Annotated in this window: 14 protein-coding genes; 6 read left to right on the forward strand and 8 right to left on the reverse strand. The window is 72.1% G+C overall.

The window, feature by feature from the left end; all coding sequences use genetic code 11:
• Nucleotides 1–110 precede the first annotated feature (110 nt).
• Entirely contained in the window at nt 111–2,099 is a 1,989-nt protein-coding gene (locus tag DQ240_RS12005; RefSeq protein ID WP_113839844.1) for a PhoX family phosphatase, read from the forward strand.
• Nucleotides 2,100–2,122: 23 nt separating this feature from the next.
• Here the strand turns inward: DQ240_RS12005 and DQ240_RS12010 are convergent, their stop codons facing one another.
• The 7 genes from DQ240_RS12010 to DQ240_RS12035 form a co-directional block, all read right to left on the reverse strand.
• Complete coding sequence (locus DQ240_RS12010; protein ID WP_113839845.1) at nt 2,123–2,416, reverse strand: 4a-hydroxytetrahydrobiopterin dehydratase; 294 nt, start codon at nt 2,414–2,416, stop codon at nt 2,123–2,125.
• A 14-nt stretch (nt 2,417–2,430) separates the two neighbouring features.
• Nucleotides 2,431–3,141 (reverse strand): phosphoadenylyl-sulfate reductase, encoded by a 711-nt coding sequence (locus tag DQ240_RS12015; protein WP_113839846.1) that lies wholly within the window; start codon nt 3,139–3,141, stop codon nt 2,431–2,433.
• Nucleotides 3,138–3,317, reverse strand: a complete 180-nt coding sequence (locus DQ240_RS12020) for an Insertion element protein (protein WP_113839847.1) — start codon at nt 3,315–3,317, stop codon at nt 3,138–3,140. Before DQ240_RS12020 ends, DQ240_RS12015 begins: the two co-directional genes overlap by 4 nt.
• Nucleotides 3,314–4,987, reverse strand: coding sequence for a nitrite/sulfite reductase (locus tag DQ240_RS12025; RefSeq protein ID WP_113839848.1), 1,674 nt, complete (start codon nt 4,985–4,987; stop codon nt 3,314–3,316). Before DQ240_RS12025 ends, DQ240_RS12020 begins: the two co-directional genes overlap by 4 nt.
• Before the next feature lie 99 nt (nt 4,988–5,086).
• Nucleotides 5,087–5,182, reverse strand: coding sequence for a putative leader peptide (locus DQ240_RS24525; protein WP_369832008.1), 96 nt, complete (start codon nt 5,180–5,182; stop codon nt 5,087–5,089).
• A 32-nt stretch (nt 5,183–5,214) separates the two neighbouring features.
• Nucleotides 5,215–5,766 (reverse strand): adenylyl-sulfate kinase, encoded by a 552-nt coding sequence (gene cysC, locus DQ240_RS12030; RefSeq protein WP_113839849.1) that lies wholly within the window; start codon nt 5,764–5,766, stop codon nt 5,215–5,217.
• A 29-nt stretch (nt 5,767–5,795) separates the two neighbouring features.
• Nucleotides 5,796–6,269 (reverse strand): Rrf2 family transcriptional regulator, encoded by a 474-nt coding sequence (locus DQ240_RS12035; RefSeq protein ID WP_113839850.1) that lies wholly within the window; start codon nt 6,267–6,269, stop codon nt 5,796–5,798.
• A gap of 43 nt (nt 6,270–6,312) precedes the next feature.
• Between DQ240_RS12035 and DQ240_RS24420 the strand changes: the two genes are divergently transcribed.
• Nucleotides 6,313–7,074 carry a (deoxy)nucleoside triphosphate pyrophosphohydrolase gene (locus DQ240_RS24420; protein WP_113839851.1) on the forward strand — a complete coding sequence of 254 codons (762 nt, stop codon included), beginning with the start codon at nt 6,313–6,315 and terminating at the stop codon, nt 7,072–7,074.
• A 79-nt stretch (nt 7,075–7,153) separates the two neighbouring features.
• On the opposite strand, the gene DQ240_RS12045 is transcribed toward DQ240_RS24420, so the two are convergent.
• Nucleotides 7,154–7,324: a CsbD family protein gene (locus DQ240_RS12045; protein WP_113839852.1), complete on the reverse strand. Its 171-nt coding sequence runs from the start codon at nt 7,322–7,324 to the stop codon at nt 7,154–7,156.
• Between the two features lie 353 nt (nt 7,325–7,677).
• On the opposite strand from DQ240_RS12045, the gene DQ240_RS12050 reads away from it, so the two are divergent.
• From DQ240_RS12050 to DQ240_RS12065, 4 genes are all read left to right on the forward strand, one after another.
• Nucleotides 7,678–9,297: an ABC transporter substrate-binding protein gene (locus tag DQ240_RS12050; protein WP_113839853.1), complete on the forward strand. Its 1,620-nt coding sequence runs from the start codon at nt 7,678–7,680 to the stop codon at nt 9,295–9,297.
• 161 nt (nt 9,298–9,458) lie between these two features.
• Nucleotides 9,459–10,382: an ABC transporter permease gene (locus tag DQ240_RS12055; RefSeq protein ID WP_113839854.1), complete on the forward strand. Its 924-nt coding sequence runs from the start codon at nt 9,459–9,461 to the stop codon at nt 10,380–10,382.
• Complete coding sequence (locus DQ240_RS12060; RefSeq protein WP_113839855.1) at nt 10,375–11,346, forward strand: ABC transporter permease; 972 nt, start codon at nt 10,375–10,377, stop codon at nt 11,344–11,346. Before DQ240_RS12055 ends, DQ240_RS12060 begins: the two co-directional genes overlap by 8 nt.
• Nucleotides 11,343–12,389 (forward strand): ABC transporter ATP-binding protein, encoded by a 1,047-nt coding sequence (locus DQ240_RS12065; RefSeq protein WP_113839856.1) that lies wholly within the window; start codon nt 11,343–11,345, stop codon nt 12,387–12,389. Before DQ240_RS12060 ends, DQ240_RS12065 begins: the two co-directional genes overlap by 4 nt.
• Nucleotides 12,390–12,446 lie beyond the last annotated feature (57 nt).

The raw sequence follows: 12,446 nt of genomic DNA on the forward strand, positions 1-12,446 counted from the left end.
GGCAGGTGAGCGGCTCCTTCACGCTCCCTGTGTCCGGCGGTCACCCCGCCGTCGATCGGGCTGCCTAGCTTCGGGCCGAGATCGACCGCCACCAGCCCTGGAGCACCACCATGACGCTGTCCACCGACCACCCCGTCGAGGCCACCGGCGACCCCGAGGACGTCTCGACGAACCCGACGACGGCGCGGCCGCTGATGGCCGTCGCCGAGGCCCGCCTGAGCCGGCGGGGCGTCCTCGCGGGCGGCTTCCTCGCCGCGGCCGGCTTCCTCACCGCCGGTCTGATCGACCCGCCCGCGGCCGCGGCCCGACCCGGCGGCGGCGGGGGTGGCGGCGGAGGTGGTGGTCACCAGGGCGGCCGGATCGGCTTCCAGGCGATCGGACCGAGCACCCTCGACGAGGTCGTCGTCGCCCCGGGGTACACGGCCCGGCCGTTCATCCCGTGGGGCACGCCGATCCTCGGCTCCTTCCCGGCCTTCGTGCCGGGTACCCCGGGTGAGCCGGGAGGCGTGGCCACCGGCAACACCGCCGCCCAGCAGGCCGAGCAGATCGGCATGCACCACGACGGCATGACGTACTTCCCGCTGCACGACGGCCCCCGCGGCAACGAGTCGGGCCTCCTCGTGCTGAACCAGGAGTACACCGACGAGTTCTACCTGCACACGGCCCGCTACCCGGGGACGGCGGACGCGGCCGCGGCCTACCGGCCGAGCACCGCGGAGGGCGTGCGCAAGTCCCAGAACGCGCACGGGGTGTCGGTGGTGGAGGTGCGGCGGCGCGGCAACGGCCAGTGGGAGCTCGTCCGGTCCGCGCGCAACCGGCGCATCACCGCGAACACGCCGATGTCCTTCTCCGGTCCCGCCGCCGGCCACCGGCTGGTGCGCACCGCCGCCGACCGGCAGGGACGCACCCCGCTGGGCACCTTCAACAACTGCGCCAACGGCGAGACGCCGTGGGGCACGTACCTGACCTGCGAGGAGAACTTCAACGGGTACTTCCGGGTCGACGGCACCCTCGACGCCGAGAGCGCCGGGCTCGCCACCCGCTACGGCGTGGGCGGCGACCGCAACGGCTGGGCGGTCCACGACGCGCGCTTCCGGGTGACGCCGCAGGACCCCAACGAGCCCAACCGCCACGGCTGGGTCGTGGAGATCGACCCGTTCGACCCGCGGTCCACCCCGGTCAAGCGCACCGCCCTCGGCCGGCTGAAGCACGAGGACGCCACCGTCCACGTCAGCCGCGGCGGCCGGGTCGTGGTCTACATGGGCGACGACCAGGTCAACGAGTTCGTCTACAAGTTCGTCAGCGCGCGCAACTGGCAGTCCATGCGGGCGCAGGGCAGGAGCCCCCTCGACGAGGGCACCCTCTACGTCGCCCGGTTCAACGAGGACGGCAGCGGCGACTGGCTGCCCCTCGTCCACGGCCAGGGCCCGCTCACCGCGGCCAACGGGTTCGCCGACCAGGGGGACGTGCTCGTCAAGACCCGGCTGGCGGCCACCGCTCTCGGCGCGACGCCGATGGACCGGCCGGAGTGGACCGCCGTCGACCCGCGCACCGGCACCGTCTTCGTGACGCTGACCAACAACACGTCGTCGGCCAAGGTCGAGAACCGCGCCAACCCCCGCAAGCCCAACCCGTGGGGTCACATCGTGCGCTGGGACGAGCAGGGCGGCGACCACACCGGCACCCGCTTCGCCTGGGACCTGTTCCTCCTCGCCGGGCCGGGGGGCGGCGTGGACGGCTCCACCATCGCCGCGGAGGACGCGTTCGGGTCGCCCGACGGGCTGTGGATCGACCCGGACAGCCGGGCGTGGATCCAGACCGACGGCACCCAGCCGAACCGGGCCAACAACCAGATGCTGGTCGCCGACGCGGCGGCGCGGTGGGACGCGGAGCCGGAGGTGCGTCGCTTCCTCACCGGCGTCGTGGGCTGCGAGGTCACCGGCATCGCCTCCACCCCCGACCGGCGGACGCTGTTCGTCAACCTCCAGCACCCGGGGGAGAACGGCGGCAGCACCTGGCCGCGGCTGGACGGGATCACGACCCCCCGCTCGGCCACCGTCGTCATCACCAAGGACGACGGCGGCGTCATCGGCAGCTGAAGTGCGCGGACGCGGCCCTGTCCCTACGCGGGCAGGGCCGCGTCGATCCGGCGGGCCAGGTCCAGGTCCAGCTCGGTCACCCCGCCGGCGGAGTGGCTGACCAGCGCCAGGTGCAGCGTCCGCCAGCGCAGGTCGACGTCGGGGTGGTGGTCCATCGCCTCGGCGGCGAAGCCGATCCGCACGAGCGCGGCGACCGCGTCACCGAACGTGGGCAGCTCGACGCTGCGGCGCAGCCCGTCGGTGTCGCCGGACCACAGGGGCAGGTCGCGGAGCGCGGCGGAGACCTCGTCGGGGGACAGGCGCGGGGGTCGGGTCACCCCCGGATCATCGCTCAGGTGTGCAGGCCGCACTCGGTCTTGCCGCGACCGGCCCAGCGACCCGCGCGCGGGTCCTCGCCGGGGGCGACCGGCCGGGTGCAGGGGGCGCAGCCGATCGACGCGTAGCCGATCTCCTGCAGCGGGTTCACCGGCACCTGGTGCTCGGCGATGTAGGCGTCGACGTCGGCGTCGGTCCAGGCGGCCAGCGGGTTGACCTTCACCATGCCCCGCTTGGCGTCCCAGTCGACCACCCGGGTGCCGGCGCGCGTCGGGGACTCGTCCCGGCGCACGCCGGAACCCCAGGCGACGTACCCGGCCAGCGCCTGCGCCAGCGGCTGGACCTTGCGCAGCGAGCAGCACAGGTCGGGGTCGCGCTGGTGCAGCTCGGGGCCGTACTGCGCGTCCTGCTCGGCGACGGTCTGCGGCGGGGTGACGTTCACCAGGGTGATCGGCATGACGCCGCTGACCCAGTCGCGGGTGCCGACGGTCTCGGCGAAGTGGTAGCCGGTGTCGAGGAAGACGACGTTCACGCCGGGGACGGCGCGCGACGCCAGGTGCGCGAGCAGGCCGTCGGCCATCGAGGAGGTGACGGCGAAGCCTCCGCCGAACGTCTCCCCGGCCCAGGTCAGGACGGCCAGGGCCTGCTCGACCGGGTCCGCGATGCCCTCGAACCGTGCGTCGGCCTCGGCGGCCAGTTCCGGCGTCGCTGCGATGGCGGTCGTCATCCCTGCTGCACTCCCGTTCCGATCAGGCGGACGGAGAACGCCCGCAGGCAGGCACTGCAGTGCCAGCCCGAGGTCTTCTCGTCCTCGTACGGGGTGAGGTCCTCGTCCCCGCAGTACGGGCAGTGGAACACCGGGAGCTGGCGCTGCCTTCCCGACCCGCCGCCCTCCTCGCTCACAGGAGCCAGTCCTCCTCGGCCCGCGAGACGTAGTGGGCGAACGACTCACCGTCGGTCCGGCGGGCGAGGAAGCCGCGCAGCACGCGCTCGCAGTAGTCGGCGGTCTCGGCCTTGGTCACCTTGTGGCCGCGGAACTTGCGGCCGAAGGTCCGCTCGACGCCGAGGTGCCCGCCCAGGTGGACCTGGAAGCCCTCCACCATCTCGCCGGAGTCGTCCTTGACCATCGAGCCCTTGAACCCGATGTCGGCGGTCTGGAAGCGCGCGCAGCTGTTCGGGCAGCCGTTGACGTTGATGCCGATCGGCACGTCGAAGTCCGGCAGCCGCTTCTCCAGCTCGGCGTAGAGGTCCTGCGCGTGCTGCTTGGTCTCGACGATGGCCAGCTTGCAGAACTCCAGGCCGGTGCACGCCATCGTGCCGCGGCGGAAGGCGCTGGGCCGGACCTGCAGGTCGTGGGCGGCCAGCGCGTCGACCAGCGCCTCCACCTTCTCGTCCGGCACGTCGAGGATGACGAGCTTCTGCTGCGTCGTCGTCCGGATGCGGCCGGCGCCGTACTCGTCGGCCAGGTCGGCGATGGTGGTGAGCAGCGAGCCGCTGATCCGGCCGGTCCGCAGCGCGAACCCGACGGCGTTGAGGCCGTCCTTCTGCCGGCTGACGCCGACGTGGTCGCGCTGGTCGTGCTTGGCCGGGGCCGGCGCCGGGCCGTCGGGCAGGGCGCGGTGCAGGTACTCGTCCTGCAGGACCTGGCGGAACTTCTCCGGGCCCCAGTCGGCCACGAGGAACTTGATGCGGGCGCGGTTGCGCTGGCGGCGGTAGCCGTAGTCGCGGAAGACCGACGTCACGCCGGCCCAGACCTCGGTCACCTCGTCGGGGCGGACGAAGACGCCGAGCCGCTGGGCGAACATCGGGTTGGTCGACAGCCCGCCGCCGACCCACAGGTCGTAGCCGGCCTCGCCGGCCTCGTTGCGGACGCCGACGAAGGCGACGTCGTCGATCTCGGGCTCGGTGCAGTGGTCGACGCAGCCCGACATGGAGGTCTTCCACTTGCGCGGCAGGTTCGAGAACTCGGGGTTGCCGACGTACTTCTCGACCGTCGCGGCGATGACGTCGGTGGCGTCGATGACCTCGTCCTCGAGGATCCCGGCGAGCGGGCAGCCGAGCATGACGCGGGGCACGTCGCCGCAGGCCTCCATGCTGCTCAGCCCGACGGTCTCCAGCCGCCGCCAGATCTCCGGCACGTCCTCGATGCGGATCCAGTGGTACTGCACGTTCTGCCGGTCGGTGACGTCGGCGACGTCGCGGCCGAACTCGGTGCTGATGCCGCCGATGACCCGCAGGGCGTCGCTGGTCAGCTGCCCGCCGTCGATGCGGACCCGCATCATGAAGTAGGAGTCCTCGAGCTCCTCGGGCTCCAGCACGGCGGTCTTGCCGCCGGGGATGCCCTGGGCGCGCTGGGTGTAGAGACCCATCCAGCGCATCCGGCCGCGGAGGTCACCGGGGTCGATCGAGTCGAAGCCGGCCTTGGCGTAGATGTCGATGATCCGCTGCTGGACCTCGAGGCCGTCGGAGTCCTTCTTCATCCGCTCGTTCGGGTTCAGCGGCTCGCGGTAGCCGAGCGCCCACTGGCCCTGCCCGCGCTGGGGCCGGTTGCTGGTTCGCGTGGGGGAGGACACGACAGGTGCTTCTTCCTGCGCCGTTCGCCGGGGCCGGTCCCGGTCGGGAGGCGCTGCCAGGTCGGGGGGCGCAGCAGGTGCTGCGGCGGAGGACTGGTGTCAGCGCGCGGCGCGACACACGGCGCTGCTCACGCGCGCCAGGTCGATGTGCCGGCGCGCGACGAGGAGGACGCCACCACCGGTCACGCCCTCCATCGTCTCACACGGCCGCGACTGGCCGGTGTGACTCAGGCAACGGGGGCGGGGGACCCCTCCATGGCGGCGCGGATCCGTGCCACCGACTCGGCCAGCGGGGTCACCGAGGTGTCGATGACCAGGTCGGGGCGGACCGGCAGCTCGTAGGGGTCGTCGATACCGGTGAATCCGGTGATCTCCCCCGCCCGCGCCCGGGCGTAGAGGCCCTTCACGTCGCGCCCCTCGCAGACCTCCAGCGGGGTGGAGAGGTGCACCAGCAGGAAGCGGCCGTGCCGCTCCACCAGGGCGCGCGCCTGCTCGCGGGCTTCCTCGTAGGGGGCGATCGCGGCGACGACGACGGTGCCGCCGTGCTTGACCACCTCGCCGGCCACGAAGCCGATCCGCCGGATGTTGAGGTCGCGGTGCTCGCGGCTGAAGTCCAGCTCGCTGGACAGGTGGGTGCGGACGACGTCGCCGTCGAGCACGGTCACCGGCCGCCCGTCGGCCTCCAGCCCGGCGACCAGGGCGTCGGCGATCGTGGACTTGCCGGCTCCGGAGAGGCCGGTCAGGAACACGGTGACGCCGGTGCGCGGGGAACTGCTCATGCGGGCAGTCTCGCCCAGCGCCGTCGGCCTCAGGCCCCGGGGGCGTCGCCGAAGGACCGCCAGGCGCTCTCGACATCGGCCAGCTCGGTCACCTCGGCGGGCAGCTTCCCGGCGACGACGTCGGCCAGCGTGACCTCCTCCAGGACCCGCCGGTAGGCCGCGCGGGCCGCCACCCACACCGCGGCGAGCGGCTCGGCGGTGCCCGGGTAGGAGACGTCCTCGGGGCGCCGCCCGTGCACCTCGGCGAGGAAGCCCTGCTCGACCCGCATGACACGGGCGATCGAGATCTCCTCCGCGGGCAGCGCGAGCCGGTAGCCGCCCTCGCGGCCGCGCTGGCTGGTCACCAGCCGGGCGTGCTGCAGGTCGCCGAGGATGGACTGCAGGAACCGGGACGGGATGTCCTGCGCGGTGGCGATCTTGTCGCAGGTCAGCGCGCCCGGCGCGGCGGCGGCCAGCTCCAGGGCGGCGCGGACGGCGTAGTCGACCCGGGCGGTGATGCGCATCGCCCCATCTTGCCGCCTCGCGGCCCTCTGTCAGGGTTGAGCGGTGCCCCAGCTGCGTTTCAGCACCCTCGTGGAGGCGCCGCTGACCGTCGCCTTCGACGTCGCGCGGGCCCTCGGCCGCCCCTGGGGCCGGCCGCTGGTCGAGGTGGAGTCGGAGCGGCCGTTCCGCGACGTGTACGCCGCGGGACCGCGCCGCGGCCAGGGCCGGCTGACCCACACGCGGCGGTTCACCCCGACCGCGGCGGGCACCGTCGTCGACGAGCAGCTGGACTGGGAGAGCGCGCTCCTCGGCGGCCTGGCGGACCGGCTGTGGCTGCGCCGCCGGGCGGCGCGGGCGATGCGGGCGCACCTGGACGCCTATGCGGCCGCAGCCGCCCGTCGCGCGCTGGACGTCGTGCAGGTCGTCGGTGTGGCGCTGGTCGAGGGCGACCGGGTGCTCGTCGCGCAGCGCGCGGACGGGCCGTTCGCCGGCTGCTGGGAGTTCCCGGGCGGCAAGGTCGAGGCGGGGGAGTCCGACCTCGAGGGACTGGTCCGGGAGTGCCGCGAGGAACTGGGGGTCGAGGTCGCGCCGCAGGCGTTCCTCGGCGAGGTGCCGCTGGACGGCGTCGTCGGCGGTGGCGCCCCAGGCGCCTCGACGCTGCGGGTCTGGTGGGGACGCGTCGCCGCCGGGGTCGTGACGCCGCACGAGCACACGGAGCTGCGCTGGCTGCGGTCCGAGGAGCTGGACGGGCTGGACTGGATCGCCGCGGACCGGCCGCTGCTGCCCGCCGTCGCCGGACTGCTGGACCGGCTCGCCGCAGGCTGAACGACGACGAGGGGGGTGCGGGCTCTCGGCCCGCACCCCCCTCGTCGTCGACCCCGGCCGGGAGGCCGGGGTCAGTCGATCACTTGAAGGCGTCCTTGATCTTCTCGCCGGCCTGCTTCAGGTTGCCGGCCGCCGAGTCCTTCTTGCCCTCGGCCTCCAGGTCGCGGTCGTGGGTGGCGGCACCCAGGGTCTCCTTGCCGCGCCCGGCCAGCTCCTGGGCCTTGTTGGCGATCTTGTCGTCGCTGCTCATGGTCAGCTCCTCTCGTCGGCTTCCCCCGCGGCATACCCGGTGCAGCCTGCGACGACACTCTGAGCGACGCCGCAATCCGTTCGGGTGTCCTCCGATGTGACCGCAACGACTCCCGTCGAGGGGCCGTCCCCACGGAGGGCTTGCGGCGAGGCTGTGAGATCGTGAGCCGAGGTCACAAAAGGGCAACGCCGGTGGCACGCCCTCCGATGGCTCCTTAGCGTTGTCGGACGTGCACGGGGAGACCCCGCTCCGTTCACGTTCTCGACAGCTGACCGTCAGGGTCGCGGGCCGTGCTCCGGTCCCTGGCGACCAGTCCGTTCCCCCGCGTCAGCGGGACGAGAGAGGTCAACTCCGTGGCATTCAACAAGCGCCCGTCCGCGCTCGTCGCGACGGCACTCGCCGGCGCGCTGCTGCTGTCCGCCTGTGGCGGCGGCAGTGACGACGGCGGCTCCGGTTCCGGTGGCGGCGGTGGTGGCGGCACGTTCACCGCCTACATCAACGAGCCCAAGAGCCCGCTCGTCCCCGGCAACACCACCGAGAGCGAGGGCGCGAAGGTCATCGCCGCCCTGTGGACCGGCCTGGTGGGCTTCGCCGAGGACGGCGAGGTCGAGTACTCCGGCGTCGCCGAGTCGATCGAGTCCGAGGACAACCAGAACTGGACGATCACCCTCAAGGACGGGTGGACGTTCCACGACGGCACGCCGGTGGACGCCCAGTCCTTCGTCGACGCCTGGAACTACACCGCCAACCCGCAGAACGCGCAGGACGGCGGCTCGTACCTGTCCCGCATCGCGGGCTTCGCCGAGCTCGAGGCCGGCACCGCGACCGAGCTCAGCGGGCTCGCGGTCGTCGACGACCTGACCTTCACCGTCCAGCTGCAGACGCCGTTCGCGCTGTTCCCGGCGGTCGTGGGCTACGACGCGTTCAACCCGCTGCCGGACGTCTTCTTCGAGGACCCCGACGCCTTCGGTACCAACCCGGTGGGCAACGGCCCCTTCCAGGCCGACAGCGAGTACGTCCCCGGTCAGGGCATCACCCTGACCCGGTACGACGACTACGCCGGTGAGGACGCCGCGCAGGCCGACGGCATGGAGTTCATCGTCTACGCCGACCAGGCCACCGCCTACACCGACGCCCAGGACGGCAACGTCGACATCGTCGACGTCATCCCGCCCGACGTGATCTCCGAGGCCGAGAGCGAGTTCGGCGACCGGTTCATCAACACCGAGGTCTCCCAGATCACCTACCTGGGCTTCCCCACCTACGACCAGCGCTTCGCCGACCCGCGGGTGCGCCAGGCCATCTCGATGGCCATCGACCGGGACGCCATCTCCACGGCGATCTTCGAGGGCACCCGCACCGCGGCCGACTCGTTCATCTCGCCGGTCGTCGACGGCTACCGCGAGGGCGCCTGCGAGTACTGCACCTTCGACGTCGACGCGGCCAACGCGCTCCTGGACGAGGCCGGTTTCGACCGCAGCCAGCCGGTGAACCTGTGGTTCAACGCCGGCGGTGGCCACGACGCGTGGATGGAGGCGGTGGGCAACCAGCTGCGGCAGAACCTCGACGTGGACTTCAGCCTGCAGGGCAGCCTGGACTTCGCGCAGTACCTGCCGCTGGGTGAGACGAGGGGCTTCACCGGCCCGTTCCGCTACGGCTGGAGCTTCGACTACCCGGCCGCGGAGAGCTACCTGACCCCGCTGTTCACCCCGCAGGCCTTCCCGCCGATCGGGTCGAACTACCCGTTCTACGACAACCCCGAGGTCACCGACCTGATCAGCCAGGGTGACCAGGCGGCGACCGAGGAGGAGGCGATCGAGCTGTACCAGCAGGCCGAGGACCTCATCGCCGAGGACATGCCGATGGCGCCGCTGTTCTTCACCCAGATCCAGACCGTGCACACCGAGAACGTGAGCAACGTCCGGATCGACCTGTTCCAGCGGCCCGTCTGGTCCGAGGTCACCGTCAACTGACGGTCGGCGACCGACCGCTGGCAGGACCGCACCACACCCACCGCCGGGGGCGTCCGTCTCTCAGACGGGCGTCCCCGGCGGCGCGTGCGCCGCCGAACCCGCACGATGGACACCGGCGTCGGGGCAGCTCACCACCGACGCACCACACCCCCGGGGGGACCATGGGCCGCTACATCGCGCGCCGACTGCTGCTGATCATCCCGGTGCTGCTCGGCGCTTCCTTCCTGATCTTCGCGATGGTCTACGCCCTCCCCGGCGACCCCATCCGCGCGCTCGCCGGCGACCGCCCGATCTCCCCGGCCGTCGTCGAGGTCCTGACCGAGCGGTTCAACCTCAACGACCCGCTGTGGGTGCAGTACTGGGAGTACCTGAAGGGCCTGTTGTCCGGTGACCTGGGCACCGACTTCCGCGGCCGGCCCGTCCTGGACACCATCGAGCGGACCCTGCCGGTCACCATCCGGCTGACCCTCGTCGCGATCCTGTTCGAGGCGGTCATCGGCCTCGTCGCCGGCGTGCTGGCCGGGATCCGCCGCAACGGGTTCCTGGACAACCTGGTGCTCGTCTCGACGACGGTGATCGTGTCGATCCCGATCCTGGTGCTCGCGTTCATCGCGCAGCTGCTGTTCGGGCTGAAGCTCGGCTGGTTCCCCATCGCCGGCACCCGCGACGGCTGGTACGGCTACGTCCTGCCCGGCCTGGTGCTCGCCTCGGGCTCGCTGGCCTACGTGGCCCGGCTGACCCGCACCAGCGTGGCGGAGAACCTGCGGGCCGACTACGTCCGGACGGCCAGGGCCAAGGGGCTGCCGAGGAGCCGGGTCATCGTCCAGCACACGCTGCGCAACAGCCTGATCCCGGTCGTCACCTTCATCGGTGCCGACATCGGGAGCCTGCTGGGCGGCGCGATCGTCACCGAGACGGTGTTCAACCTCCCCGGCATCGGCCGCGAGGTCTTCGACTCCATCCGCTCCCAGGAGGGCGCGGTCGTCGTCGGCATCGTGACCCTGATGGTCTTCTTCTTCATCTTCTTCAACCTGGTGGTCGACGTGCTCTACGCCGTCCTGGACCCGAGGATCCGCTATGACTGACCAGCAGCAGGCCGACCTGCGCCACGACGAGGTCCAGGCCGGGACGACGACCGGGCTGGCCAGCCCCTCGGTCGACGTCACCAGCGACCGGCAGAACAGCCTGTGGTCCGACGCCTGGGCCTACCTCAAGCGCAGCGTCTTCTTCTGGATCGGCGCCGTCCTCACGCTGCTGTTCATCGTGATGGCGGTCTTCCCGCAGCTGTTCGCGCGCGGCCAGGACCCGCGGGCCTGCGACCTGGCCAACTCCAAGGCCAGGCCCTCGGCCGACCACTGGTTCGGCTACGACGTCCAGGGCTGCGACTACATGTCCAACGTCGTCTACGGGGCGCGGAACTCGCTGATCATCGGCATCTTCGCCGTGCTCGTCGTCCTCGTGCTGGGCGTCGTGGTCGGCGCGATCGCGGGCTACTTCGGCGGCGTGACCGACGGCGTCCTGTCCCGGATCGCGGACATCTTCTACGCACTGCCGCTCATCCTCGGCGCGCTGGTCCTGCTCCGCGTCGGCCCGCAGACCGACATCCCGATCATCAACTCGCGCGGTCCCGGAGCCGTGGCGCTGGCGCTGGCGCTGTTCGGCTGGATGACGGCGATGCGGCTGGTCCGCTCGCAGGTGATCGCGGTGAAGAGCTCCGACTACGTCGCCGCCGCGCGCGCGATGGGGGCCTCGAACAGCCGCATCCTGGTCCGGCACATCCTGCCCAACGCCGTGGCCCCGGTGCTCGTCTACACGACCATCACCATCGGCGTGCTCATCGCCGCGGAGGCGACGCTGACCTACCTCGGCGTCGGCCTGCAACGACCGGCGTTCTCGTGGGGTCTGCAGATCGAGGCCGGCCAGGACTCGATCCGCAGCGCCCCGCACCTGGTGCTGTTCCCCAGCATCGTCCTGACCCTGACCGTGATGGCCTTCATCATGATGGGCGACGCCCTGCGCGACGCCCTCGACCCGAGGCAGCGCGCATGACCCTCCCGCAGACCACCACCGCCGCCGGCGTCCCCGCCCCGGGCACCCCGCTGCTCGAGGTGGACGACCTGCACGTCGAGTTCCGCCAGCGGTCCGGCGTCGTCCACGCCGTCAACGGTGTCAGCTACGAGCTGGCCGCCGGGCAGACGCTGGCCATCCTCGGCGAGTCCGGCTCCGGGAAGTCGGTCTCCGCGCAGGCGATCATGGGCATCCTCGACACCCCGCCTGCGGTGATCCGCGGCGGCATCCGGTTCGAGGGCCGCGACCTGCTCACCATGTCGGCCGAGGACCAGCGCAAGATCCGCGGCCCCGGCATCTCGATGATCTTCCAGGACGCCCTGTCGTCGCTGAACCCCGTCTACAGCGTGGGCTGGCAGATCGGCGAGATGTTCCGGGTGCACCGCGGCGCCTCCCGCAAGGAGGCCAAACGGAAGGCCGTCGAGCTGATGGACCGCGTGCGGATCCCGGCCGCGGCCCGGCGGGTGGACGACTACCCGCACCAGTTCTCCGGCGGCATGCGGCAGCGCGTGATGATCGCGATGGCGATCGCGCTCGACCCGCGGATCCTCATCGCCGACGAGCCGACGACGGCGCTCGACGTCACCGTGCAGGCGCAGGTCATGGACCTGCTCAAGGACCTGCAGCGGGAGACCGGGATGGGCCTGATCCTCATCACCCACGACCTCGGCGTGGTCAACGAGGTCGCCGACGACGTCGCGGTCATGTACGCCGGCCGCATCGTCGAGCGCGGCACCGTGGACGACGTCTTCACCGACGCCGCGCACCCCTACACCGACGGGCTGATGAAGTCGGTGCCGCAGGTCGAGGCCAAGGGCGGCCGCCTGCAGCCGATCACCGGCCAGCCGCCGAACCTGGCGGCCATCCCGGGTGGGTGTCCGTTCCACCCGCGCTGCTCCCACCGCCGGCTGGGCGCCGCCGCGGCCCCGGGCCGGGAGTGCGCCACCGACGTCCCGCCGCTGCGCCTGGTCGCCCCGGGCCGCGAGGCGGCCTGCCACTACAGCGAGGAGGTGCTCGGTGTCTGACGACAGCCGCGGGAGCATCGCAGCGAGGAACGAGCGAGGAGCGGACCGGGGCGCGGA

This window comes from Blastococcus sp. TF02A-26 (genome assembly GCF_003319125.1).
Lineage (GTDB): Bacteria > Actinomycetota > Actinomycetes > Mycobacteriales > Geodermatophilaceae > Trujillonella.

Coding starts and splice junctions, on each gene's coding strand:
- DQ240_RS12005 (WP_113839844.1), top strand. CDS start 111: ATGACGCTGTCCACCGACCACCCCGTCGAGGCCACCGGCGACCCCGAG.
- DQ240_RS12015 (WP_113839846.1), bottom strand. CDS start 3,141: ATGACGACCGCCATCGCAGCGACGCCGGAACTGGCCGCCGAGGCCGAC.
- DQ240_RS24525 (WP_369832008.1), bottom strand. CDS start 5,182: ATGGAGGGCGTGACCGGTGGTGGCGTCCTCCTCGTCGCGCGCCGGCAC.
- cysC (WP_113839849.1), bottom strand. CDS start 5,766: ATGAGCAGTTCCCCGCGCACCGGCGTCACCGTGTTCCTGACCGGCCTC.
- DQ240_RS12035 (WP_113839850.1), bottom strand. CDS start 6,269: ATGCGCATCACCGCCCGGGTCGACTACGCCGTCCGCGCCGCCCTGGAG.
- DQ240_RS12045 (WP_113839852.1), bottom strand. CDS start 7,324: ATGAGCAGCGACGACAAGATCGCCAACAAGGCCCAGGAGCTGGCCGGG.
- DQ240_RS12055 (WP_113839854.1), top strand. CDS start 9,459: ATGGGCCGCTACATCGCGCGCCGACTGCTGCTGATCATCCCGGTGCTG.
- DQ240_RS12060 (WP_113839855.1), top strand. CDS start 10,375: ATGACTGACCAGCAGCAGGCCGACCTGCGCCACGACGAGGTCCAGGCC.
- DQ240_RS12065 (WP_113839856.1), top strand. CDS start 11,343: ATGACCCTCCCGCAGACCACCACCGCCGCCGGCGTCCCCGCCCCGGGC.